Source organism: Stenotrophomonas maltophilia group sp. RNC7, from assembly GCF_030910085.1.
GTDB lineage: Bacteria > Pseudomonadota > Gammaproteobacteria > Xanthomonadales > Xanthomonadaceae > Stenotrophomonas > Stenotrophomonas sepilia.
In genome coordinates this window covers 40,604-65,305 of sequence record NZ_JAVFVN010000888.1, presented here as the reverse complement: position 1 = coordinate 65,305, position 24,702 = coordinate 40,604, and the positions used below count along the sequence as shown (strand labels likewise).

General features: G+C 67.1%; 24 protein-coding genes. 17 read left to right on the top strand and 7 right to left on the bottom strand.

The features are described 5' to 3' along the window. The first annotated feature begins 6 nt into the window (after window positions 1-6). From RCF13_RS22145 to RCF13_RS22125, 5 genes are read left to right on the top strand one after another with little or no spacing between them, the layout of a single operon-like run. Entirely contained in the window at window positions 7-1,701 is a 1,695-nt protein-coding gene (locus tag RCF13_RS22145) for a glycoside hydrolase family 43 protein (protein ID WP_134969005.1), read from the top strand. After that, entirely contained in the window at window positions 1,698-4,391 is a 2,694-nt protein-coding gene (locus RCF13_RS22140; protein WP_231352113.1) for a glycoside hydrolase family 3 protein, read from the top strand. The genes RCF13_RS22145 and RCF13_RS22140 overlap by 4 nt, the downstream gene beginning before the upstream one ends. A 59-nt stretch (window positions 4,392-4,450) precedes the next feature. Then, a complete protein-coding gene (locus tag RCF13_RS22135) occupies window positions 4,451-5,935 on the top strand; it encodes an MFS transporter (RefSeq protein WP_134969006.1) in 1,485 nt (494 codons plus the stop codon). Between the two features lie 16 nt (window positions 5,936-5,951). After that, complete coding sequence (locus RCF13_RS22130; protein WP_134969007.1) at window positions 5,952-6,989, top strand: glycoside hydrolase family 43 protein; 1,038 nt, start codon at window positions 5,952-5,954, stop codon at window positions 6,987-6,989. Continuing rightward, the gene (locus RCF13_RS22125; protein WP_061478278.1) at window positions 6,979-7,824 is read left to right on the top strand and encodes an aldose epimerase; all 846 of its coding nucleotides are present in this window, start codon (window positions 6,979-6,981) and stop codon (window positions 7,822-7,824) included. The genes RCF13_RS22130 and RCF13_RS22125 overlap by 11 nt, the downstream gene beginning before the upstream one ends. An 89-nt stretch (window positions 7,825-7,913) precedes the next feature. Here the strand turns inward: RCF13_RS22125 and RCF13_RS22120 are convergent, their stop codons facing one another. The 4 genes from RCF13_RS22120 to ptsP all read right to left on the bottom strand — a co-directional run bounded on the left by RCF13_RS22120 (window position 7,914) and on the right by ptsP (window position 14,441). Next, a complete protein-coding gene (locus tag RCF13_RS22120) occupies window positions 7,914-9,167 on the bottom strand; it encodes a carbohydrate porin (RefSeq protein WP_061478277.1) in 1,254 nt (417 codons plus the stop codon). A 14-nt stretch (window positions 9,168-9,181) separates the two neighbouring features. Further along, the gene (locus RCF13_RS22115) at window positions 9,182-10,888 is read right to left on the bottom strand and encodes a fructose-specific PTS transporter subunit EIIC (RefSeq protein WP_134969008.1); all 1,707 of its coding nucleotides are present in this window, start codon (window positions 10,886-10,888) and stop codon (window positions 9,182-9,184) included. 86 nt (window positions 10,889-10,974) lie between these two features. Beyond that, a complete protein-coding gene (locus RCF13_RS22110) occupies window positions 10,975-11,931 on the bottom strand; it encodes a 1-phosphofructokinase family hexose kinase (RefSeq protein WP_231352111.1) in 957 nt (318 codons plus the stop codon). Continuing rightward, on the bottom strand, window positions 11,928-14,441 hold the full coding sequence (gene ptsP / locus RCF13_RS22105; RefSeq protein WP_134967936.1) for a phosphoenolpyruvate--protein phosphotransferase: 2,514 nt from the start codon (window positions 14,439-14,441) through the stop codon (window positions 11,928-11,930). The genes RCF13_RS22110 and ptsP overlap by 4 nt, the downstream gene beginning before the upstream one ends. 157 nt (window positions 14,442-14,598) lie before the next feature. On the opposite strand from ptsP, the gene RCF13_RS22100 reads away from it, so the two are divergent. From RCF13_RS22100 to RCF13_RS22085, 4 genes are all read left to right on the top strand, one after another. Continuing rightward, entirely contained in the window at window positions 14,599-15,582 is a 984-nt protein-coding gene (locus RCF13_RS22100; protein ID WP_134967935.1) for a LacI family DNA-binding transcriptional regulator, read from the top strand. 96 nt (window positions 15,583-15,678) lie between these two features. Then, window positions 15,679-16,299: a hypothetical protein gene (locus RCF13_RS22095; RefSeq protein ID WP_231352110.1), complete on the top strand. Its 621-nt coding sequence runs from the start codon at window positions 15,679-15,681 to the stop codon at window positions 16,297-16,299. Window positions 16,300-16,344: 45 nt separating this feature from the next. Continuing rightward, window positions 16,345-16,791: a Rap1a/Tai family immunity protein gene (locus tag RCF13_RS22090; RefSeq protein WP_231352109.1), complete on the top strand. Its 447-nt coding sequence runs from the start codon at window positions 16,345-16,347 to the stop codon at window positions 16,789-16,791. A gap of 147 nt (window positions 16,792-16,938) precedes the next feature. Beyond that, window positions 16,939-17,172, top strand: a complete 234-nt coding sequence (locus RCF13_RS22085; RefSeq protein WP_061478271.1) for a hypothetical protein — start codon at window positions 16,939-16,941, stop codon at window positions 17,170-17,172. A gap of 15 nt (window positions 17,173-17,187) precedes the next feature. On the opposite strand, the gene RCF13_RS22080 is transcribed toward RCF13_RS22085, so the two are convergent. From RCF13_RS22080 to RCF13_RS22070, 3 genes are all read right to left on the bottom strand, one after another. Further along, the gene (locus RCF13_RS22080; RefSeq protein ID WP_134967933.1) at window positions 17,188-17,739 is read right to left on the bottom strand and encodes a cysteine hydrolase; all 552 of its coding nucleotides are present in this window, start codon (window positions 17,737-17,739) and stop codon (window positions 17,188-17,190) included. 3 nt (window positions 17,740-17,742) lie between these two features. After that, a complete protein-coding gene (locus RCF13_RS22075) occupies window positions 17,743-18,381 on the bottom strand; it encodes a DUF6766 family protein (RefSeq protein ID WP_134967932.1) in 639 nt (212 codons plus the stop codon). Between the two features lie 100 nt (window positions 18,382-18,481). Further along, the gene (locus RCF13_RS22070; RefSeq protein ID WP_134967931.1) at window positions 18,482-18,670 is read right to left on the bottom strand and encodes a hypothetical protein; all 189 of its coding nucleotides are present in this window, start codon (window positions 18,668-18,670) and stop codon (window positions 18,482-18,484) included. Window positions 18,671-18,818: 148 nt separating this feature from the next. Between RCF13_RS22070 and RCF13_RS22065 the strand changes: the two genes are divergently transcribed. The 8 genes from RCF13_RS22065 (at window position 18,819) to RCF13_RS22030 (ending at window position 24,700) form a co-directional block, all read left to right on the top strand. Then, a complete protein-coding gene (locus RCF13_RS22065; RefSeq protein WP_134967930.1) occupies window positions 18,819-19,982 on the top strand; it encodes a zinc-dependent alcohol dehydrogenase in 1,164 nt (387 codons plus the stop codon). A gap of 10 nt (window positions 19,983-19,992) precedes the next feature. Then, window positions 19,993-20,490, top strand: coding sequence for a hypothetical protein (locus RCF13_RS22060; protein ID WP_134967929.1), 498 nt, complete (start codon window positions 19,993-19,995; stop codon window positions 20,488-20,490). Window positions 20,491-20,599: 109 nt separating this feature from the next. Then, a complete protein-coding gene (locus tag RCF13_RS22055) occupies window positions 20,600-21,541 on the top strand; it encodes an acyl-CoA dehydrogenase (RefSeq protein WP_134967938.1) in 942 nt (313 codons plus the stop codon). Next, window positions 21,529-22,287, top strand: coding sequence for a PIG-L family deacetylase (locus RCF13_RS22050; RefSeq protein ID WP_308141555.1), 759 nt, complete (start codon window positions 21,529-21,531; stop codon window positions 22,285-22,287). The genes RCF13_RS22055 and RCF13_RS22050 overlap by 13 nt, the downstream gene beginning before the upstream one ends. Next, on the top strand, window positions 22,284-22,871 hold the full coding sequence (locus RCF13_RS22045) for an SAM-dependent methyltransferase (protein WP_231352108.1): 588 nt from the start codon (window positions 22,284-22,286) through the stop codon (window positions 22,869-22,871). Before RCF13_RS22050 ends, RCF13_RS22045 begins: the two co-directional genes overlap by 4 nt. Continuing rightward, window positions 22,868-23,557, top strand: a complete 690-nt coding sequence (locus RCF13_RS22040) for a glycosyltransferase (RefSeq protein WP_134967927.1) — start codon at window positions 22,868-22,870, stop codon at window positions 23,555-23,557. The genes RCF13_RS22045 and RCF13_RS22040 overlap by 4 nt, the downstream gene beginning before the upstream one ends. A gap of 177 nt (window positions 23,558-23,734) precedes the next feature. Next, complete coding sequence (locus RCF13_RS22035) at window positions 23,735-24,163, top strand: BLUF domain-containing protein (protein ID WP_134967926.1); 429 nt, start codon at window positions 23,735-23,737, stop codon at window positions 24,161-24,163. 138 nt (window positions 24,164-24,301) lie between these two features. Continuing rightward, a complete protein-coding gene (locus tag RCF13_RS22030; protein WP_134967925.1) occupies window positions 24,302-24,700 on the top strand; it encodes a BLUF domain-containing protein in 399 nt (132 codons plus the stop codon). The last annotated feature ends 2 nt before the right edge of the window (window positions 24,701-24,702 follow it).

Genomic DNA, 24,702 nt, shown 5'->3' with positions numbered 1-24,702 from the left:
AGATCCATGGCGCGCAAGCTGCTGGCGGCAGTGTTCCTGCTGTCGGCCGCAGCCGCCCGGGCCAGCGCGCCGCCGGACGCTCCGCCGGTGTACTTCGACTGGTTCGAGTACCGCGGCAATGACCAGGCGTTTGAAGTGCCGCTGCCGGCCGGGCACTACCGCAATCCGGTCCTGGCCGGCTTCCATGCCGATCCCAGCATCGTGCGCGCGAACGGCCGGTTCTATCTGGTCAATTCCAGCTTCACCTACTTCCCGGGCATTCCGGTGTTCGAGAGTGCTGACCTGGTGCACTGGAAGCAGATCGGCAACGTGATTGACCGCCCCACGCAGCTGGATTTCGACGGGCTGAGCGTGTCGCGCGGCATCTTCGCCCCCACCATCGAGTACCACGACGGGGTCTTCTACGTGGTGACCACCGCCACCGACAGCGGCGGCAACTTCATTGCCACGGCGCGCGACCCGGCCGGGCCGTGGTCCGATCCGCACTGGCTGCCCGGCATCGATGGCATCGATCCATCACTGTTTTTCGACGACGACGGCAAGGTGTACCTGGTCAACAACGATGCACCGCCCGGTCCGCCGCGCTACGACGGGCACCGCGCCATCTGGATGCAGCAGATCGATCTGCCGGCATTCAAGCCGGTCGGGCCACGCCGGGTGCTGGTTGATGGAGGCGTGGAGCCGGCGAAGAATCCGATCTGGATCGAGGGACCGCACATCTACAAGCGGGAGGGCTGGTATTACCTGTCCGACGCTGAAGGAGGTACCGGGCCGCAGCATTCACAGGTGGTGCTGCGCAGCCGCGCGGTGTGGGGACCCTACGTTCCCTATGCGGGCAATCCGATCCTGACCCAGCGCGAGCTGCCGGACGACCGTCCGCTGCCGATCACCAATGCCGGCCACGCCGACCTGGTCGAAGGCCCGGATGGCTCGTGGTGGGCGGTGTTCCTGGCCAGCCGCAACTATCAGAAGCGCCACTACAACACCGGGCGCGAGACCTACCTGTTGCCGGTGCGATGGCAGGATGGCTGGCCGCAGATCCTGCCGACCGACCAGGCCATTCCCTACGTGGCCAAGGCGCCGTCATGGATGCAGGGCGAGGCATCGCAGGCCCCGTCGACCGGCAATTTCGTGGCGCGCGACAATTTTGATGGCCCGGCACTCGATCGCCAGTGGCTGCGCGTGCGCGTGCCCAGGCATGCCTGGGCTGACCTGCACAAGCGCCCCGGGATGCTGGCCGTGCACCCGCTTGCCGAGGATCTGGACACGTTGCGCAATCCGGCATTTCTCGGCCGGCGCCAGCAGCACCTGCGCTTCGAGGCGAGCACCGCGATGACCCCGCCAGCCCCCGGTGTCGCCGCCGGTCTGGCGGCGTTCCAGAGCGAGGCGTACTGGTACTTCCTCGGCGTTCGTGACCTTGGCGGGGGGCGCCTCTCGCTCTTCCTCGAAGCGCGTGACGGGGGTGGCAGCACGCGCACGCTGGCCAGCCGTGACGTGCCGGCGTCTGCAGCACTGCGCCTGAAGATTGCCGGCAACGAGGGCGCCTACGCGTTCTCGTTCGACACCGGCGACGGGCAGGGCTGGCAACTGCTCGCGGGCGACGTGGACGGCACCGTTCTGAGTACGGACCGGGCAGGCGGCTTCGTGGGCGCACTGCTGGGTCCCTTCGCGCGCGACGAGCGCACCGGGAGAAGCAAATGAGACTGTCGATTTCGTCCAGGACCCGCCGCCGTACGTGGCGTGGCCGGGCCACCCTGTTCGTCCTCACCTGCGTGGCGGCCGCGGCGTCCGCGGCCGCGCCACGGCCCTGGCTGGATGCCTCGGCAAGCTTCGAGCAACGGGCCGCCGCACTCGTCGCGCAGATGACCCTGGAAGAGAAGGCCGCGCAGATGCAGAATGCTGCACCGGCAATCGAACGGCTGGGAGTGCCCGCCTACGACTGGTGGAATGAGGGGTTGCATGGCGTCGCACGGGCGGGGCAGGCCACGGTGTTTCCGCAGGCAATCGGCCTGGCCGCGACCTTCGATGTACCGTTGATGGGGCAGGTGGCCACGACCATCAGCGACGAGGCCCGCGCAAAGCACCACCAGTTCCTCCGAGAAGGCGCGCATGGCCGTTACCAGGGCCTGACCTTCTGGTCGCCGAACGTCAACATCTTCCGCGACCCGCGCTGGGGTCGCGGACAGGAGACCTACGGCGAGGATCCCTACCTCACCGCGCGCATGGGCGTGGCCTTCGTACGCGGGCTGCAGGGCGACGACCCCGTCTACCGCAAGCTGGACGCCACCGCCAAGCACCTGGCCGTGCACAGCGGCCCGGAGGCCGACCGCCATCACTTCGATGCACGCCCGAGCCGGCGCGACCTGTATGACACCTACCTGCCGGCGTTCGAAGCGCTGGTGAAGGAAGGCGAAGTGGATGCGGTCATGGGCGCCTACAACCGCGTGTACGGCGAGTCCGCCAGCGCCAGCCGTTTCCTGCTGCGTGATGTGCTGCGACGCGACTGGGGCTTCAAGGGCTACGTGGTCTCGGACTGCTGGGCCATCGTCGACATCTGGAAGCACCACCATATCGTTGCCACGCGCGAAGCCGCCGCGGCGCTGGCGGTCAGGAACGGCACCGAGCTGGAATGCGGCCAGGAGTACGCCACGCTGCCTGCGGCAGTGCGCCAGGGGCTGATCAGCGAAGCGGAGATCGACGATGCGGTGACCCGCCTGTTCACCGCACGGATGCGCCTGGGCATGTTCGATCCGCCGGAGCGGGTGCGCTGGGCGCGCATTCCGGCCTCGGTGAACCAGGCGCCGGCCCATGATGCGCTGGCCCTGAAGGCCGCGCAGGCATCGCTGGTGCTGCTGAAGAACGACGGCGTCCTGCCGCTGTCGCGCGACACCAGGCGCATTGCCGTGGTTGGACCCACCGCCGACGACACCATGGCGCTGCTCGGCAACTACTTCGGTACACCGGCCGCGCCGGTCACCATCCTGCAGGGCATACGCGAGGCGGCCAAGGGCGTTGAAGTGCGTTATGCCCGCGGCGTGGACCTGGTGGAAGGGCGCGACGATCCCGGTGCCACGCCGTTGATCGAGCCGACCTTCCTGCGGCCCTCGGCGGACTCGCCCGAGCGCGGCCTGCGCGCCGAGTACTTCCGCACGCCCGACCTGTCTGGCACTCCGGCCCTGGTACGTACCGACGCGCAGATCGGCTTCCGCTGGGACCGCGGCTCGCCGACCGACAACCTGCTGGCACGCGGCGAAGCGGCACCGGGGCAGGGGATTCCCAACGACCGCTTCAGCATCCGCTGGAGTGGCCAGCTGCTGCCCCCCGTGTCCGGTCGTTACCGGCTGGAGGTGGCCGGCGATGATGGCTACCGCCTGTACCTGGACGGCAAGCGTGTGATCGATCACTGGGTGAACACGGATCGCCTGCATGCCGAGGGTGTCGAACTCGACCTGCAGGCGGGGCGTGCCTATGACCTGAAGCTGGAGTACTACGACGACCAGCGCGATGCCGGCGTGCGCCTGGGCTGGCGCATGCCCGGTGCCAAGGCGCCGTTCGATGAAGCGCTCGATGCCGCACGCGATGCCGACGTGGTGGTGTTTGTCGGAGGCCTTACCGGCGATGTCGAAGGCGAAGAGATGACGGTCAACTATCCGGGCTTTGCCGGTGGCGACCGCACCGACCTGCGGTTGCCCGCGCCGCAGCGCACCCTGCTGGAGGCCCTGCACGCTACCGGCAAGCCGGTGGTGATGGTACTCACCGGCGGCTCGGCCATCGCCGTGGACTGGGCGCAGGCGCATCTGCCGGCGATCCTGATGAGCTGGTACTCCGGGCAGCGCGGCGGCACCGCCGTCGGCCAGGCGCTGTTCGGCGACATCAATCCGGCGGGTCGCTTGCCGGTCACCTTCTACAAGGCCGGCGAAGTGATGCCGGCATTCGACGACTACGCGATGGAGGGCCGCACCTACCGCTACTTCCGCGGCACGCCGCTGTACCCGTTTGGTCACGGGCTCTCGTACACGCGCTTCGATTATGGAGCGCTCCGCCTCGATGCGGACACCATCGGCGCCGATGGCCGCCTGGGCGTGACGGTGGATGTGACCAATGCGGGCACACGCAGCGGTGACGAAGTGGTACAGCTGTACGTGCGGCGCGAACACGCCGGCAGCGGCGATGCCGTGCAGGAACTGCGTGGCTTCCAGCGCGTCCAGCTGGCCCCGGGCGAACGCCGCACGGTGACGTTCACCCTGCAGGCGGCGCAGGCCCTGCGCCACTATGACGAGGCGCGTGCGGCGTACGCGGTGCAGCCCGGTGCCTACGAGGTCAGGGTGGGGGCATCCAGTGCCGATATACGTGCGCAGGGCAGGTTTAACGTGGTGCCCGCGCATGACTGATCGCCCCCGCCGGCATCGGTTCCTCTTCGACCAGATTCCTTTTCAAGGACGTCCGCTGCATGGCAAGCACTGAACACGCGCTATCGGTACGCGAGAAGCTCGGCTACAGCCTGGGCGATCTCGCCGCCAACCTGATCTTCCAGACCCTGATCACCTACCTGGCGTTCTTCTACACCGACGTCTACCGCCTGCCGGCTGCCACCGCGGCCACGATCATCTTCGTGGTGGGCCTGCTGGGTGCGTTCGTGTTCACGCCCTTGATCGGCATCGCGGCTGACCGAACGTCCACCCGCTGGGGCCGCTTCCGCCCGTGGATCCTGTGGACGGCCATTCCCTTTGGCGTACTGTCGCTGCTGGCGTTCAGCACCCCGGACCTGGGCGAGCGCGGAAAGGTGATCTATGCACTGACCACCTACGCGCTGCTGGTCTGCGTCTACGCCGCGAACAACCTGCCGTACTCGGCGTTGAGCGGCGTGCTGACCGGCAGCATGGCCCAGCGCAACAGCCTGTCGGCCTACCGCTTCGTGGCGGTGATGATCGCGCAGTTCATCATCCAGGTGCTGCTGATGCCGCTGGTGCTGATCCTGGGTGACGGCGACCGGGTGCGCGGCTTCCAGCAGGTCATGACCGCCTTCGCAGTGATCGGCACGGTGTTCTTCCTGATCACCTTCGCCACCACCCGCGAGCGCATCGTGCCGACGCGCGAGCAGACCGGCGGCATAGTGCAGGACCTGTCCGACCTGCTGCACAACCGCCCGTGGCAGGTGATGCTGGCGCTGACCGTGCTGGTGTTCATCAACCTGGCGTTGAAAGGCGGCACCTACATCTATTACTTCCAGTACTACATGAGCGAAGCGGCGCTGGCCGGCTTCCTGGAAAACTCAGGCTTCAACGGCCTGATCCGTGCATTGAATGGCGCCCTCGCCAGCGCCGGCTTCGCGGCGTTCACCTGGCCGAAGGACGCGGCCACCTCGGCGTTCAGCCTGTTCAACGCGTGCGGCATCCTCTGCATGATCCTGGGTATTGGTGCATCACGGCGGCTGGCGGATCGCTTCGGCAAGCGCGACGTCTTCGGTGGCGCCCTGTTTGTCTCGACCCTGTTCCTGCTGGCCTTCTACCTGTTTCCACCCACGGGCGTGGCGGTGGCCTTCGCTGCCTTCATGCTGCATGGCTTCTGCTATGGCATCACCATCCCGTTGCTGTGGGCGATGATCGCCGACGTCGCGGACTACTCGGAGTGGAAGAACCATCGGCGGGCGACCGCGATCATCTTCTCGGCGATGCTGTGCGGGCTGAAGATCGGCCTCAGCGTGGGCGGCGCACTGGTCGCCGCGATCCTTGCCCACTACGGCTACCAGGCAGGCCTGGTGCAGCAGCCTGAGGCCGTGGTGCAGGGCATCCGCTTGACCGTAAGCGTCTACTGCTCCCTTCCTTTCCTGCTCGCCGTGGCGCTGCTGTTCTTCTACCGGATCGACAAGCGCGCGGAAACACGCATCGAGCAGGATCTCCACCTGCGTCGCCGTTCCGCCGACGCCTCTGCGTAACGCCAAGATGACAACCATGATCGACCTCTCTGCCGGTGAAGACGGCCAGGCCAGCGAAGCCCGACTTGCACAGCTCAGCGCACACGCCATTTCGCAACCGCTGGTGACCCACATCTACACGGCCGACCCTTCGGCGCACGTGTTCGAGGGACGCCTGTACATCTATCCGTCGCACGACATCGACGGTGGCCAACCCTTCGATGATGAAGGCGGCCATTTCGGCATGCAGGATTACCATGTGCTGAAGATGGATACGCCCAACGGCACCGCCGTCGATTGCGGCATGGCGTTGCACGTGCGCGACGTGCCCTGGGCGCGGAAACAGATGTGGGCCCCCGACGCTGCCTGCCGCGATGGCCGCTACTACCTCTACTTTCCGGCCAAGGATGCCGGGGGCCGGTTCCGGATCGGCGTGGCGATCGGTGCGCGACCGGAGGGCCCGTTCGTGCCTCAGCCGGAGCCGATCAAGGGCGCGTACTCGATCGACCCGGCCGTGTTCGAAGACGACGATGGCAGCCACTACCTGTACTTCGGTGGCATCTGGGGCGGGCAGCTGCAGAAGTATCGTGACAACCAGTACAGCGAAGCGCACGAGGAACCCGCGGGCAGCGCGCCGGCCCTGGGCCCGCGCGTGGGCCGCCTGGATGCCGGAATGACCGAGCTGGCCGAACCCACCCGCGAAGTGCAGATCCTGGATGAGCATGGCCAGCCGCTGCGTGCGGACGACCATGCGCGCCGCTTCTTCGAAGGCCCGTGGCTGCACAGGTACCAGGGTCGCTACTACCTGTCGTACTCCACTGGCAACACCCACCAGCTGTGCTACGCCGTGGGTGACAGCCCGTACGGGCCGTTCACCTATGCTGGCGTGATCCTCACCCCCGTGGTCGGTTGGACCACCCACCACTCCATCTGCCAGTTCCAGGGACAGTGGTACCTGTTCTATCACGATGCGCTGATGTCCGGCGGCATTACCCACCTGCGCTCGGCCAAGTGCACGCCGCTGCACATGGAGCCGGACGGAAGCATCCGCACGATCAATCCCTATGGGGCCTGAGCGCATGTTGCCGAGGGATGATGCGCTGGCCCCGCTGCCGGCCGGTCAGCTGCACTGGCTGAGATGCGGCGAACTGGAGGTTGCGCTCGCCGCAGCGGCGGGCGGGCGCATCGCGCGCCTGCGTTACCGGGGCGTGGAATGGCTGGTGGACGCGCAGGAGACCGGGGCGGCGGCGATCGCCTGGGGCTGCTACCCGATGGTGCCGTGGGCCGGGCGCATCCGCCGTGGACAGTTCCGTTTTGACGGCATGCCGCATCGGCTGCCGCTCAACTTCGACGGGCATGCCATCCATGGGGTGGGCTTCTCGCGACCCTGGCAGATCGACCGGCTGGATGCGGCCGCAGCCGAGGTCTCGCTGCAGCTGCCGCGCGACAGCTACTGGCCCTTCGGTGGCATTGCCATGCTGGAACTGCGGTTGCAGGGGCACACCCTGCAGATGCGCCTTTCGGTCCAGGCCGGCGAGCAGGCGATGCCGGCGGTGCTGGGCTGGCACCCCTGGTTCAGGAAGCCGGACCGGTTGCTGTTCAATCCTCGCGCGATGTATCCGCGGGACAGGGAAGGTATTGCCACGCTGCCCCACGTGGAGCCCACCACCGGCCCCTGGGATGACTGCTTCGTTGCCGACGGTGACATCACGCTGGTACACGAAGGCCAACGCCTGCGGCTGAGGTCGGACCACGACCACTGGGTGGTCTACGACGCTGCGCCGCACGCCACCTGTGTCGAACCGCAGAGTGGCCCGCCGGACGGCTTCACGCTGGCACCGCACCGGCTGGAGCCTGGCCAGCGCCTCGCGTTGACGTTCGAACTGGCGTGGGTGGCGGACAGCAGCTGAAGCCCGGCCAGAGTATCGGTACGCCGCCCGGACCGGTTGTGGACCCTGGTGCCTGACACGGGCTGCGCCTCACCACCACGTGCCATCTGCTACAGGTTCCAGTCAACCCGCATGCCCGCGATCAGTGCATTCGGCAGGTCCCGCTGCCGCGCAGGTTCGTTGAACGGGTCCGGATGCACGATGTAGTGCAGGTTCGGTGCAATCCTGAGCTGCGGGGTGAGCTGGATGCCATAGCTCAGCTCCATCATCACCTGGCTTCCGTGCGGGGTGCCGCTGCCGCCGGCGGCAGCGCGGGCCAGGCGGAGGTTCTCCAGCGCGATGTCGCTGTACTTCTGCCGGGTGACGACGAAGCCGATGCTGTCCTGCGGCCGGCCGGCGAACGTGCCATTCTGCACAAGCCCGGCCTGCAGGAAGTGATCCTCGATCAGCTGCCCGGAGGTACCCTTGAGCGCCGCGCCGAAAAGAGTCAGGCCGCGGCCATTGCCATCGCCGGTAAGCTGCTGCTCGAAGCGCGCGAACGCACCGGAGCGACCATGGCGTGCCGTGTACTCCTGGCCACTGAGCAGCGCGGGAATGCCGTTGGCATCGCGCAGCGGATCGCGATAGGTCGAGTTGTCCTGCCAGCCACCGAGTTCGTAGCGGGCTTTCAGTCGTGCCGAAGCAGGGCTGCGCCAGCCGATCGTGTAGGGCACGATCCAGCCGGTGGCCTGGTTCGTATTCCACTTCAAGCCATGCTGGCCGTCCTCGGCCTGGCTGGGATCGACCTGGTAGGCACCGATGCGGACATAGACATCGGGCGTCACCCAGGCCGTGGCGTCGGCCATCCAGCTTGATACGGGCCACCAGGTGAAGTTGCTGGTGCGGAAAACGTAGGTCGGGTTGCCGCACGCCGAGTTGCCCTGGAAGTACTGGCACAGCTCCGACCCGAGGTGGTGGATGTTGGCGACGCTGCGACCGGCCTCCAGCACCAGCCGGTCGTTGAACAGCTTCTGTTCCAGGGTCAGGTTGGCCAGGCGGGTCCCCTGGCCGCCGTAGATTTCCTGCACCGAGGTGCTGTTGCCGGTGCTGCTGTTGGCGAGGTTGGTGCCGTGGCGATTGATGCCATAGGCCTTGATCGTGGCCCCCCGCCAGCCGAACGCAGCGTCGAGGTCAACATCGGCGCCGAACATCAGCTGGCCGGCGTAGGCGGTGCCGCTGCGCTTGCCACCATCGAGCGTGGCGGCCGCCTCGCCGGTGTAAGCCAGTTTGGGAGTGAGGACATCACTCGCGTTGGCAGCTACGGCCAGTGAGGGCAGGGCCAGCAGGATCGCTACCGGCACCAGGCGGCAGGAAGGGCAGGTCATGGGCGGGGTTCCTTTTACAGGGTGGGGGCCGTGACCGGCTTCTTGAGGATGCGCAGTGCAATCGCGGTGACCGCCACGCCGGCCAACAGCGCCAGCAGGTAGACACCAAGATGGGTGACTGCGTTCGGGATCGGCAGCACGAACACACCGCCGTGCGGCACCTTCAACTCGACGCCTGCGGCCATCGAGATCGCACCGGCCACCGCCGAGCCGAGGATCAGCGCAGGAATGGTGCGCAGCGGATCGCGTGCCGCGTAGGGAATAGCCCCCTCGGTCACGAAGCTCAGGCCGAGCACGCCGGCGGCACCGGCGGTGCCGCGCTCCTCGGCAGTGAAGCGGTTGCTGAACAACCACGTCGCCAGCGCGATGCCCAGCGGTGGCGTCATGCCGCCGATCATGGTCGCCGCCATCGGCGTGTACACCTGGCTGGAGATCAACGCGGTGGAGAAGGCGTAGGACGCCTTGTTGACCGGTCCACCCATGTCAACGGCCATCATGCCGCCCAGCAGCAAACCGAGCAGGATCGCGCTGCTGCCTTCCATGCCGCGCAGCCAGTCGGTCAGCCAGGCCAGCAGTGCGGCCACCGGCGTGCCGATCACGTACATCATCAGCAGGCCGACCAGCAGCGTGCCCAGCACCGGCAGGATCAGCACCGGCTTGAGGCCTTCCAGGCTGCGCGGCAGGCGCAGCGCACGGTTGATCCAGTGCACGCCATAGCCGGCGATGAAGCCCGCGAGGATGCCGCCGATGAAACCTGCGTCCATGTTGACCGCAACCAGCCCGCCGATCATGCCGGGCGCGACGCCGGGGCGGTCGGCGATGGAGTAGGCGATGTAGCCGGCCAGCGCCGGCACCATCAGCATGAAACCGGACTTGGCGCCGATCTGGAACAGCGACCAGGCCAGCGTCCCCTTGTGTGCGTCGTCGAAGGCATAGATGCCGCCGAGTGCGAACGCCAGGGCGATCAACAGGCCGCCGGCTGTCACGAACGGCAGCATGAACGACACCCCGGTCATCAGGTGCTTGTAAGGACCGGTGGCCCTGGGCTTTTCGGTCGTGCGGCCTGAAGTCGCCGTACCTGCCTGCACGCCGGCCTCGGCCAGCGCCTTGCGGATCAGGTTCTGGCCGTCATTGATCGCCGGCTTGGTACCGCTCTTGAACAGGCGCTTGCCGGCGAAGCGCGCCAGATCGACTTCGCGGTCGGCGGCGATCAGCACCACATCGGCGGCGGCGATTTCTTCATCGCTCAACGCATCCTGCGCGCCGACCGAGCCCTGTGTTTCCACCCGGATCGCATGGCCCAGCGCTTTGGCAGCCTGTTGCAGGCCTTCTGCCGCCATGAAGGTGTGAGCGATGCCGGTGGGGCAGGAGGTGACGGCAACGATGCGCTTGCCAGCCCCGGTGGCGGGGACACTGGCCGGCGCGGCTGCGAGCGGTGCAAGCGCGGCGACCGGATCGTCCAATACCTCGCCCAGGCTGGCATGCACGATCCGGGCATTGCCGAAGCGTGCGATGTCTGCCTCGCCATCGCCCACCAGCAGCAGTTGGGTCGCGGAGGCGGCGTCCGAGGCGGGCAGCGCGCCGGTCACGCCCTGGTCGCTGCGGATTTCGATCATCAGCTCAAGCCCGCGCTGGCGGGCCGCGCGACGCAGGGCCTCGGCGGCAAGTACCGCCTCGATGCTGCGTTCGCCAGCGGCGATGACTACGGTGGAAGCGTGCATGGAAACTCCTGGAATGCTTCGGGTTCGTCCTTGCCGGAGGCATCGCGGGTGGCCCGAAGCCAACCGCTGCTCCTCCGGCAGGTGTTTCAATCCAACCGCTCGATCAGTACATCGCCGGCCCCGGCGCGCACCTGCGCCGGATCGAGCCGCCGCGCGTCTCCGCTATCCAGCCGGCTCATCGAGAATGCCGTGGCCAGTCGTGCACAGGCGGCCAGGTCGAGGGAGCGCTCCAACAGCGCGGCGGCGATGCCGGCGACCATGGCATCACCGGCGCCCACCGTGCTGCCCTGGGCCAGACGCGGCGGTCGCGCGACCAGTGCGCCGGCGCGATCAATGAACAGCGCGCCGTCGGTCCCCATGGAGATGGCGACGAGTGCGACACCGCGTTCGACCAAGGCCTGGCCTGCAGCGCGCAGTGCGCTGCGATCCGGCAGCGACGTGCCGGTCCAGGCCTCCAGTTCGTGGCGGTTGGGCTTGATGGCGTAGGGCAGCGCGCCCTGCGCGCCGTCCAGCGCAGCTACGAGCGCATCGCCGCTGGTGTCCAGCAGCACGCGCGCACCGGCCGTTCCGGCCTGCGCCTGCAACCGCGCCCATGCATCGGCCGGTAGTCCGTGCGGCAGGCTGCCGGACAGCACGACCGGCAGGCCGGGCGCGAGCAGGGCGCCGAGCTGGCGCGACACCGCGTCCAGATCGGCAGCGTCCACGGCCAGGCCTGGCAGGTTGATGTCCGTCGTTTCGCCGTTGGCCTCTTCGACCAGCTTGATGTTGGTGCGGGTATGGCCCGGAACGCGCAGGCAGCCGTCAATGATGCCCCGCTCACGGAACAGCGTGCGGAACACGCCGTCGTTGCCGTCGCCCAGCACACCCAGCGCGGTGATCGGCACGCCCCAGTCGGCCAGGCAGGCCGCCACGTTGATGCCCTTGCCGCCTGCGTCGTCGCGGGAGCTGCCGGCGCGATGCACCCGGCCTGGCTGCAGGCGGGCCACGCGCACGGTCTGGTCGATGGCCGGGTTCAGGGTCACGGTGACGGCGCGGGCAGTCATGCGCGCGCTCCATCGAGGCCGCGCACCTGCTCGGCGGTTTCGCACCCCAGTGCGGTGCTGGCCAGCGCTTGCAGTTCGGTCATCGCGGTGCCACGCAGGCGCGCCTTCACCGCCGGGATGTCGTTCGGGGTCATCGACAGTTCGTCCACGCCCAGGCCAGCCAGCAACATGGCGCCGAAGGGATCGCCGGCCAGGCCGCCACAGACCCCGACCCAGCGCCCATGCAGCCGTGCGCCTTCAACCGTGGCACGGACCGCGCGCAGCACCGCCGGATGCAGGCTGTCGGCCTCGGCGGCGAGTTCCGGGTTCTGGCGGTCGATCGCCAGCACGTACTGGGTCAGATCATTGGTGCCGATCGAGAAGAAGTCGGCATGGCGCGCCAGTACGTCGCTCTGAGCGGCGGCAGCCGGCACTTCGATCATGATGCCGATCGGCACCACCGGCGCCTCCAGCTCGGCACGCAGGCGCTCACAGATGGCGCGCAGTGCGACCAGCTCGGTCACCGACGTGATCATCGGGAACATGATGGACAGGCGTGCACCGTCCTTGGCGGCGCGATACAGCGCACGCAGTTGCGGCTCCAGCAGGTCAGGGCGGCGCAGCAGCAGGCGCGCGCCGCGCACGCCGAGGAACGGGTTCTCCTCGCGTGGCAGTTCCAGGTGCGCCACCTGCTTGTCGCCGCCGATGTCGAGCGCGCGCACGATCAGCGGGCGGCCGTTGAGTGCCTTGGCCATCGCCAGATAGGTGGTGTACTGCTCCTCCTCGCTGGGCGTACTGCCACGTTCGAGGAACAGGAACTCGGTGCGCATCAGGCCGACGCCTTCCGCACCCTGTTCCAGTGCCAGTGGCACCTGGTCGGGCAGGTTGACGTTGGCGCCGATGTCGATGCGGTGGCCGTCGGGGGTCTGGGCGGGTTGCGCGCGTTGCGCGGCTTCGCGCTCGCGGATCTGCTGCTGTTCGGCGATCCATTCGCGTGCCGAGGCGAGATCGGCTTCGGAGGGAGACAGGTAGAGCCGTCCGCTGCTGCCGTCCATGATCGCTTCGCGGCCTGGCTGGATCGCCAACAGCCCGGCGCCGCCGGCCACCAGTGCCGGCAGGCCCAGCGTGCGCGAGAGGATGGCGGTGTGCGAAGTCGGCCCGCCCTGCGCGGTGGCCAGGCCGAGCACGCGACCGGTGTCGAGATTGGCGGTATCCGAAGGCGAGAGATCTGTGGCGATCAGGATGCACGGTTGCGACGGCAGATCCGCCAGGCCACCACCTTCAGCAGAAGGGTCAAGCTGGGCCAGCACGCGTCGGCCGACATCACGCAGGTCCGCCGCGCGCCCGGCCAGCACCGGATTGCCCAGCGCCGCCAGCCCGGAGGCGATCTGCTCGATGGCCTGGTGCCATGACCACGCCACACCATGGCCTTCGACCATCAGCTGGCAGGTGCGGGTGATCAGGTCGGTGTCGTCGAGCAGCGCGGCCTGCGCCTTGAAGATCGCCGCATCCGAAGCGCCAAGGCGGCGCTGGGTGTCGTCCTGCAGGGCGGCCAGCTGCTGGCGGGTGCGGCCGAGTGCATCCTGCAGGCGTGCGCCGCCCTCGCCAAGCGGGGCAGGACGGTCGGTGACTTCCGCCTGCGTGCTGGCCAGCACATGCACCGGGCCGATCGCCAATCCGGGACTGGCGCCGATGCCAATGATCGTCGCCTGCGCTTCGGGCGGTTTCCACCCGGCGACAGGGGCTGCTGCCTTGCGCTGGGCTGCACGCTCGGCATCAGCCCTTTCCTGTGCGACCAATCCATCCATGACCTTGCGCAGCGCAGCCAACAGCGCGGGGGCATCGGCGCCCTCGGCAGAAACACGCACGGCATCGCCCTCACGCAGCCCGAGCTGAAGCAGCGCTACCAGACTCTTGGCATCGGCCGCCTGATCGCCTGCGCGGACCTGCGCGCGGGCCGCGAAGCCGCGCGCCGTCTCGGCCCAGCGCGTGGCAGGACGGGCGTGCAGTCCGTTGGGGTAGGCGATGGTCCATTCGAAGCGCTCGGCCAGATCCACCGCTGGCGCGTGGGTGGCGGCAATCGCAACATCGCCGGCCAGCGCGTTCACGATCTCGCCCGCCTCGGTGGTGGTGAACAGCCGCTGCAGCGTGGACTCGTCCTGGATCAGCCGGGTCAAGCGGCGCAGCACCGTGATGTGGGTATCCGACTGGGCAGCGATGCCGACCACCAGACGGGTGATCTGTCCCGGGTTCCATTCCACGCCTTGCGGCAACTGCAGCACGGCGATGCCATCGCGGAGCACCAGATGGCGGTCCTCGCCAAGCCCGTGCGGGATTGCTACGCCGTGTCCAAGGAAGGTGTTCGCCAGCGTTTCGCGCCGCCCCATGCTGGCTTCGTACCCCGGCGCCACGCAGCCGGCCGCGACCAGCATCTGCGCGACCTGGGCAATGGCATCGGTTTTGTCCTGCGCCCGCGCGTCCAGGCGGATCAGTTCCCGGCTGGCCGGGGAAGGGGAGGTCTGGGGCGACAAAGGGGGCTCCGCGGAAGGGGTGGCTGGGACGTATTGGGAACGTTCCCACTCGCCATTTCAATGTGCAGTGCACAAAAATCCAATAGTCCTTTGGCGTTAACATGGTCCTGGACGGCCGTCCGGCCTAGAAAAGCGCTCGATTCCGGGAACGTTACCAGTGAGCATCAGCATCAATGACGTCGCACGCGTGGCGGGGGTATCCAAGTCCACGGTGTCGCGGGTGCTCGGCGGCGGCCCAGTCAGCGAGGCCGTGCGCGGCCGGGTGGAGGCGGCGATCCGCCAGACCGGATATCACCCCAACCTGCAGGCAAGACGCCTGCGCGCCCGGCATACCGGCATCATCGGCCTGATCGTGGCCGATATCCGCAACCCGTTCTTTACCGCGCTGATCCGCGCCGTGGAGGAAGTCGCGTACCGGGAAGGCCTTCGCGTCACCCTCTGCAACACCGATGAGGACCCCGAGCGCGAGGCGCTGTATCTGCAGTTGATGCATGAGGAACGCATCAGTGGGCTGATTTTTGCGCCCACCCGGACCACGGTGGGGCGGCTGGACCGGCTCACGCTGGATTACCCTACGGTCCTGGTTGATCGTGCCGCACCCGGTGGCTCGATCGACAGCGTGGTCCTCGACAACGCAGCGGCGATGGCGGGCCTGGTCGAACACCTGGCCGAGCGCGGTTATCGCCGCATCGGTGGCCTGTTCGGCAGCACCAGTACCACGGCGGCCGAACGCCGCGACGGCTATATCGCAGCAATGCGCAGGCACGGGCTGGAACCGGACTACCGCGAGGTAGAGCCCACGGCCGAGGCCGCCATCGCAACGGTCGAGCAGTGGTTGTCCAGTCCTTCGCGTCCCGATGCGCTGGTCGCCAGCAACAGCCTGCTGATGATGGGGGCGCTGAAGGCCGCACGCAGCGCAGGTTTGGCGATTCCAGACGCGCTGGCGCTGGCAGGCTTCGACAACGAGCGATGGACCGAGCTGGTCGAACCGGGTATTACCGTGGTCGAGCAGCCGGTTGAAGAGATGGGGCGGGCCGCGATGTCGCTGTTGCTGGAGCGCCTGCGCATGCCGGAGCTGCCGGTACGCAGACTGGTGATGACGGGAAGGTGCGTGGTCAGAGGGTCAACGGCTGCGCGATAGTCTGGCGCAGTCCATGAGGCTGGCACTGGGGTGTTGGCGGGTCGCGCGTTGTCTGCTAAAAGCCATCTGGACACGCAGACCCGATGGATCATCGCCTTGTCAGAGCCTTATTCAGCGCTGTTGCGCCTGCAGTTGCGCCACGAAGATCTCTCCAGATGGCTGGCGGCGCCCCTGCCTTCGCCATCCCGATGGTCCGACTGGCAATGCATCGCCGGGTCGTGGCGCTTGCGCAACGGTGAATGCCTGGCGTCTTCAAGCGACGAGGCGTTGGATGAACTGCTCGCAGACTGCCAGGCCCTGCTGGCCCGCTACCCCGACAATCGCGCCGCATTGAAGGCCTTCCTTGCATCCGCGCAGGCCGATAACATCCAGGTTGCCGCCTATGACCGCACTGGTACGCACTTTGTTGCGGGATCGCTGACGTATTCGGAAAGCCTCTACGATCTCATCGCGTTTCTGACTGTGGCACGGGGCGCGGCCGATTTCCTGAAGGCGGGCGACCACGGGGTGGCACTGGTCCACGACTATCTCTGGGCAGAGGAAGGTGCGCGCGAGACCGTTGCCGCGATTGCCCTCGCCGGCCAGGGGCAATCCGGATTCCTTTCTTCCACGGACCTGGATACCGCTGCCGCGCCCTTCGACGCCTTGGTGGATGCCATGCTGGACGCTGAGGACGACCCGGCGTTTCAACCACGCAACCAGCTTGATCAACTCTGACCGGCGCCGCGTGGAATCCGGAAAAACGACAGCCAGGACCCTGATATGAAAGGACATCACGCCCGCCGCGCGCACCGCCGCATGCGTTGGCTCCTGACACTGGGCCTCGGCGCCCTGGTGGGACCCGCCGTGGCAGGCACAACGCAACCGGAACGCACCTGGCTTGTCAGTGGTGCGGAGCTCATCACGCTGCTGCAGGGCAAAGGCGCTGACGGGTTCTGCGATGGCGAACACTGCCGGGGGCTGTCCAGCGCCCGGGCCAGCAGCTATATCCTGGGCGTCGCCGATGCCAGCCGCGGTCAGTGGTGTGGGCAGGGCCGGATCCTTCCGCATGAACTGGTCGATCAGGTGTCTTCCCATCTGCGGCAGCTGCCCCGCGAGCGATTGCAACAGGATGCGTCTCCCCTGGTTGTCGAAGGGCTGCGCGCGGCGTTTCCCTGTGGTCACGGCAAATCGCCTGATGGCAGTGCCGAGCCCGGCAAGGCACGCTGAGACGCGTGGGCTGGGCGTTGCCAACGCGCGCTGCGGCCTGCGTAATGAACACATCGGTGTTCTGCACGCTGGCGACACGATGCATTCACGACCGCCGACACCCGCGCCCGCGACACTGCATGCTCTTTCCTCCGCATGAGGTGCCCCATGGCCACCTGTGATGTCTGCGGCAATGACTACGACAAGAGCTTCACCCTCCAGCAGGGCGGACGCAGCGGCACCTTCGATTCGTTCGAGTGCGCCATCCATGCGTTCGCACCGCGCTGCGCACATTGCGACTGCGCGATCATCGGGCATGGCGTTGAAGGAAACGGTCATATCTTCTGCTGCGCACATTGCGCCGGTCACGCCGGTGTAAAGGGAATCGCAGACCGGGCCTGAGCCCGCTCCGGCCGGTCATGCCGGGACCAGCGAGGCGAGCCGTGCGACCCGGGCTGCACCCGAATCGGCGAGCAGCGCCATCGCACGCTGTTTCCGGGCCGCCGTCCCCGCCACGGCCTCCCGTGCCACCACTACGTCGAATTCCCTGGCGTTGGCGTCCAGCGCGGTAGCCAGGACACATGAATCGGCCGTCATCCCGCTGAGCCAAAGGCTGCGCACGCCAAGCTTGGCCAGCAGAATCGGCAACGGGCTGGCCAGGAACGCCGAATGCTTGGGCTTGAGCACGAAGTAGTGGCCGGGCAGGGGAGAGAGGAGGTCGGCAATCCGCCCGGCCGGTCCTCCGTCCCGCTGGCACTGTGCTACCTGTTGGCGGAAGTCACGCTTCCAGTCCGAGAAGTTGTCATTGGCGTAGATGACCGGCCATCCGTGGTGATCAAAGTGGTCTCTCAAGCGTCGGATCTGTGCGGCCGCCCGCTCCGCTGCTGGCGCCAGCGCCTGCGCGCCTGGGAAGTCGAAGCGACTGAACATGTCGATGATCAGCAAGGCCGGTGGTGGGGCATCCGCCATCGTTCAATCTCCTGTCTGTGCGTGCGGGGCCTCGACCGGCTTGGATTGCGGTGAGTCCTTCTGCCGCAGGAAGATCGTAAGCACGACCAGGGACAGCACGGCAAGGAATTCGCTCTGCCAGTTCTGCATCGATTCGAACCAGAACGTGCTGCTGGCCAGATGCTCCAGGAAACCCGGCACCGGCAACCCCTGCAGCTGCTGCTCGACCTGCTCGGCGCGCCAGCTACCCAATGCATGCAATGCAAAACTGAGCAGGAACAACAGCCCGAAGGCAATCGCAAGCGAGTGACCGTAAAGCACCTTCCATGCGCCGCCGCGACGAACCGGCCACGGCGCAGGGCCCGGCTCGACGCGGTTCTGCTCCTGCGCCGGGTCCAGGGGCCGGGATTCGGCCGAGCCACGCTGGCGCAGGGTGACGGTCAGAAGAACGTACATTCCCATCTGCAGGAACTCGCTCTCCCAGTTCTCGAATGTAGCGCTCACGAAATGCCCGGTCGCCAGGTAGTGCCAGAGGTCGATCGGCGCGCGCCCGTGCTGCGTCAACGCCTGATTGTGCACGTGATGTCCCGCAACTGCCTGCCCGACAATGAAGACGACAGTGAGTGCAAGCAGTACCAGCGAGAGACCGTTGCGTTTCCACATGCAACACCTCTTTCAGCCTGACCAGAAACCGTGCATGCAGCTTGCGCCGGCAGCGCACCATGACGCGTGAACCCGGCGCATCCAGGGATGTGAGGCGGCCTCAACGCTTGCCCGTCGGATCGGGATCGGGACGCTCGTAGTCCTCGGGTACGGCCTTGGGGCCATCACCGTCGTCCGGCATGTCGTGCTCCTTCCACTTCGCTCGATCATTGTGCCGCTTGTCCGGCGTGTGCGCTTTCGATTGATCGTCCACGTCTGTTGTTGGATTGAAAGGCAGCTTGTCGTTCATGGTGAGCTCCTGTGGCGGGTGTTCGCAGCGTGCCCCGGGCCGGGTTAACGCCACGACGCCGCGGAATGAACGCTGCGCACACCTGGATGTCACCGGGGCAGGAGGACGTCCCTGCAATGCTGTCGTTCCGATCTTCTGGAGAAGCACGATGCAGGCATTGACCTATCACGGACGCAAGGATGTGCGCGTCGAGACCGTGCCGGACCCGGTGCTGGCAGCTGAGGACGACCTGATCCTGAGGGTTACCGCCACCGCCATCTGTGGCTCGGACCTGCACCTGTACAGGGGCAAGATCCCCGATCTGCACGACGGCGATGTGCTGGGGCACGAATTCATGGGCGTGGTGGAAGAGGTCGGCAGCGGCGTAACCCAGGTGAGGCCGGGCGATCGCGTGGTGATCCCTTTCGTGATCGCTTGTGGCGAGTGCTTCCACTGCCGGCTGGCCGAGTATGCCGCCTGCGAGACTACCAACCCGGGCAAGGGCGCCGCGCTGAACCAGAAGGGCCTTCTGCCTCCAGCGGCCTTGTTCGGATACAGCCATCTGTATGGCGGCGTGGCAGGTGGACAGGCCGAATTCGTGCGCGTGCCCAAGGCGAATGTGGGCCCACTGCGTATTCCGGAAGGCGTGGCCGACGAACAGGTTCTGTTCCTGTCGGACATTCTGCCCACCGGCTATCAGGCCGCGCTGAACGCAGGGGTCAAGCCGGGCTCGACAGTGGCGATCTTCGGTGCCGGTCCGGTGGGACTGATGAGCGCGGCCTGCTGCCGGCTGCTGGGAGCGGAGACCATCTTCATGGTCGACCATCTTCGCTACCGCCTGGACTACGCGCGCCGTGCCTATGGTGTGACGCCGATCGACTTCAAGGAGATCGAGGACCCGTCCGACTACATCCTGACCCAGACCAGTGGGCGCGGCGTGGATGCCTGCATCGAGGCCGTCGGTTTCGAGGCCGAGGGCAGTGCGCTGGAGTCAGCGCTGACCGCCGTGAAACTGGAAGGCAGCAGCGGCGTGGCCATCCGTCAGTGCATCGCAGCCGCCCGCCGCGGCGGCGTGGTCAGCATTCCCGGTGTCTATGCCGGTTTCATCCACGGGTTCCTGCTGGGCGATGCGTTCGACAAGGGCCTGACATTCAAGATGGGGCAGACTCACGTGCAGGGACTGATGCCGGAACTGCTGGACGCAATCCTGGAAGGAAAGCTGGATCCGGGAGACATCATCTCGCACCGGATGCGCCTGGCCGACGCAGCGCAAGGTTATGCAATGTTCGATGCCAAGGACGACGACTGCCGCAAGATCGTATTGACTCCCTGAGCGGGCCGTCATGAGTTGGATTGTCATGGCATGTGTCTACGCAGTCTGGCTGGCCGCCGGTGCGCTGGACTTCCACTTTCACCGGCGTACCGACCTGCCGCACACGTCCGCGATGCGCGAGAGCCTGCTGCATGGGCTGCAGCTGCTGCTCATCGGCAGCGGCGTACTGGCGTGGCTCGTGCTGGAAAGCACGTGGTCGCTCGTCACGCTGCTGGCAGTCCTGGTCATCGCGCACGCAATCGCCGGCTACTTCGACACTGTCAGCGCGGACGGGCGGCGACGCATCAGCCCGGCCGAGCAGCACGTGCACAGTGTGCTCGACGCCGCTCCTTGGGTCCTGCTGGGCGGGGTGGCGTGGCAGGCCGAACCTCGATGGGCAGTCAATGTGGCACCGGCAGCACCGGCGCTGTGGTGGTTCGTATTGCTGCCGGCACTTGGCCTGGTGGTGTTGCCCTGGCTATGGGAGCTGCGCCTGTGCGTGCGTGCCAGCGAACATCGCCAGCGGTGAGCGCGTGAGGAACACTGCGCCGGGTATTCATGTGGCCGCCACACCGCCAAGACAGTGATGTGACCGCAGGGCGCCTACGTTCATGACCTATCTTCATTGCAGATCGGCCATGCAGGATGTGACGTTGCCTTCTTCGCTGTTCAACCGTGCACGCCAGGTTCTCGCCCAGCAGCCCGCACTGCCTTTGCCCGGAAGTGGCCACACGCTGCAGCGCTGGCGGGCGCTGGCGGCGTGGGGCGCAGAGGATCTCTGCCTGGCCAAGGTACTGGAAGCGCATTACGACGCCCAGGCGATCATTGCCGAGCTGAACGCGCCTGTGGTTGCTGAAGGGCAGCTGCTGGCGGTATGGGCCGCAGAAGGCCCAGCCAACACCCTGCGCATCGACGCCGGCGATGGGCTGTATGGCGACAAGCCCTGGTGTTCAGGCAGCGCTTGGGTGGATGCGGCACTGGTAACCGTGCGGAGCACACAGGGCGTGTGGCTGTGCCACGTGGCGGCGGAGCATTGGTGCACGCTTTCGGGTGAGCCCTGGCCGGCCGCTGGCATGGCTGGCATTCCGTCCACGACGGTGCGCTTCGATGGCGCACCGATGACGATTCTGGGAGCGCGCGACGCCTACCTGCAACGCCCGGGCTTCTGGCACGGCGGGGCGGGCATCGCGGCGGTCTGGTTTGGCGCAGCGGTGGCACTGGCTGAACGCATGCGACCAGCCTGCAGCGACGGCAACCGCGCACGACTGCTGGGTGCAGTGGACCTTGCCCTGGGGCCGGCTGCGGCGCTGCTTCGCGAAGTGGCCGCGCGCATCGACGACGCGCCCCAATCGGCGCATCGGGAAGACGTAGTGCGGCTGCGCTGCGTGGTCGAGCGGGCGGCGACGCGCGTCCTGGACCTTGCAGGTCGGGCGCTCGGGCCGGCGCCGATGTGCCTGGAAGACGGTCACGCCCGCCGCTGGGCGGACCTGACGGTGTTCCTCAGGCAGTGCCACGCCGATCGGGATTGGCAGTGGCTGGGTGAGCAGCGGGCAGCAGAGGAGACCGCATGGGCGCTGTAGCCAGCACACCCCTGCAAGGACAGGGAACGCAAGAACAGGCCTGGCTGCGCTGCGATTGGCTCTGGCAGCAACCGTCCACGCCCGCCCGCTCGCTGTGCGCCGACCATGACCGCCTTGTGGTCGTTGCGCCGCATCCCGACGACGAGATCCTTGGCTGTGGCGGGCTGCTCCATCAAGCCGCGGTACAGGGCATGGAGATTGGCGTCATTGCCGTGACGGATGGGGAAGCGTGTTATCCGGGTGAACCTTGGTGGACACCGGACCGCCTGCGGTCGGCGCGTCGGGCAGAGCTTGCCGCGGCGCTGGCGGAGCTTGGGATTCCGGCTGACGCCACGTTTCATCTCGGCATCGGCGATGGCGCGGTCAGCAAGCACGAACAGGGCCTGCAGGACTGGCTGCAGCAGCACTTGCAGCCGGGTGATCTGGTACTGGCGCCCTGGCGCTTCGATGGGCACCCCGATCACGAAGCGGCAGGGCGTGCAGCCTGCCGCGCCGCGCGCGCAGTGGGTTGCTGTCGCCTGGAGTACCCGGTATGGGGCTGGCACTGGCTGGATCCGGCCTGCGCGCACATGGCGTGGGAGCTCCCGCGACTTGTCGATATTTCCCCAGCGGCGTCGGTGAAACGAAGCGCCATCGCCCGGTTCCGGACGCAGACCGGCAACGTGCCGGGCCTGAACAGCCCGCCGGTGCTGCCTTCCCATGTACTGGCCCGATTTCTCCGCGATTACGAGGTGTTCCTGGCATGAGCGCGCAACCGTACTTCGATGAACTGCATGAGCAGGAAGATCCTTTTGGCTACCGCAACCGGTGGTATGAAGAACGCAAGCGTGCATTGCTGTTGGCCAGCCTGAGCCAGCGCCAGTTCAATCGTGGCTGGGAGCTGGGTTGCTCCAACGGCGTGCTGACCGAGGCCCTGGCGGCGCGCTGCGAGCGCCTGCTGGCCACCGACATCAGCCCGCGCGCAGCGTTCCGGGCCCGCCGCAACCTGGCCCACCTGCCGCACGTGCAGGTCCACTGCGCCAGCCACCCCGAGCAATGGCCGCCGGGCCGCTTCGACCTGATCGTCTGCGGTGAGATGGGCTACTACCTGGGGACGAGCGCCCTTCGCGAGCTACGGGCCGGAATCGATGAAGCACTTCGTGACGACGGATTGCTGGTCGCCTGCCATTGGTTGTCCCCGTTCCCTGGGCGGGTGAGCCGGACCGAAGTCGTGCATCGCTGCCTGGGCGACGGCCTGCACGAAGCCTTCCACTATCGCGATGCGGACTTCGTGCTGCAAGGCTGGACGCGCGGCACGCTGTCACTGGCCCGCAACGAGGGCCTGCGGTGATAGGCGTTCTGGTCCCCGCGCACAACGAGGCAGCCAGCATGGCGCGCTGCCTGCAATCGATCCGAAGAGCTACCCTGCACCCGGGCCTGGGCGGCGAAGCAGTGGACGTGGTGGTTGCACTGGACGCTTGCTCGGATGCGACGGCGTCCATCTGCCACCAGCAGCGCGTCGGCATTGTGCGGCTGGATGCACGCTGCGTAGGGGTTGCCCGCGGCGTGGCCGCCGCCGAGCTGCTGAGTCGTGGCGCCAGGTGGCTGGTCAGCACGGACGCCGATAGCGAGGTCCCTGGCGATTGGTTGGTTGGACAACTGGCGCAGCCGTGTGACGCCTTCTGCGGACTGGTGGACATTGCGGCGACCTGCCCGTCCGAACAGCGCCTGCGCAGGGTATTCCAGGGGCGGCAGCAGTGGGGCGAGGGCCACGGGCGCATCCATGGTGCCAACCTGGGTGTCTCTGCCCGTTCCTATCGTGCGGTTGGCGGTTTTCCTGCCTTGCGCTGCGGGGAAGATGTTCAGATGGTGAGGGCGCTGCAGGCCCGCGGCGCGGATGTACGCTGGGCCGGAGCTCCCGTCGTCCTGACCAGCGCCCGTCTGGAAGGGCGCGCCGCAGGGGGATTTTCGGCTTATCTTGCTGATATGGGGGCGGCGGGTGCCCCTGCCGTGCTGACCGGGCCGGCCATTGCGTAAGCACCGGCCGTTTCGCCGCACCGCAGCATGCGCTCGCGCCGTCAGGCGTCTCCGATCCAGCCCGAATCCATGAAACCCGCGCACATGGGCCCATGCGTGACGCGCTTCCTGTACGCGTTTACGGCGTGTGAACGCTGTCGCCCTTAGATTGATCGGCTGGGAGAGTAGGAGCAGCCGATGCCGAACAGCGCGATTGTCTACGCCAGCCGGGCTGTCCCCGGGTTCACGCCGGAACGCCTGGCTGCACTGATGGAAGATGCGGCCCGCTTCAATCGATCAGCGGGCGTAACCGGCGTCCTGTTGTTTGACGGGCAGCGCTTCCTGCAATACATGGAAGGCCCCGCCGACGGGTTGGATGTTGCGTTCTCCCGCGTAAGCGGCGCCCGCAGCCACACCGAACTGACCGAACTCGGGCGTGGCCGTGTCGGGCAGCGGCGGTTGCCGTTCTGGCCAATGCGCTGCCTGTCGGTCAGCGCGGGCGAGCTGCAGAGGATTGCCCTTGCCGACTGGAGCCATTTCATCCAGCGGGCGGTAACGAGCCAGGACGAAGGGGGAGCGATGGAAAAGCTGCTTGCAATCGTTGAGCCCTACGCGAACGCCGCCTGAAGTCCGGGTCGGGTGTTAGCGGAGTGTGCAGCCGAGGGGAGGGGGCGGTGCCCCAGCGCCTGAAGGCCCTCATCCGCGCCTACAACGGGGCAGCGATCATTGCCGTGCAGGAAACCTCCTGCGCCAGAAGGGACGAATGTGCCCCTCCGCGCGATCGCCTACGCAAATGAGGCGATACCGGGGCTTTCCATGGACCATGTGGACGACCTCGCCAGGGCCGCCGCCGGCTTCAACTTCGAATCCGGCGTTACGGGTGTGCTTCTTTATGATGGGCTCCGCTTCCTCCAGTACATCGAGGGACCGGAAGACAGCATCAACGTGGTGTACAGCCGCATTCTCAGTGCCCGCAGCTATCGCGAACTGATCGAACTGGGCCGCGGCAGGGTTTCAGGCCGGTTCTTTCCTTATTGGTCGATGCGGTTGCTGTGGGTTGAGGCCTCCGAGATCCGCAGCGTGGCGCGTAGCAACTGGGACGGGCTCTCCCGTGGTGGTGCGCTGTGCCAGCTGAGCCTGGTGGTGGCCCCGCACCTCGGTTGACC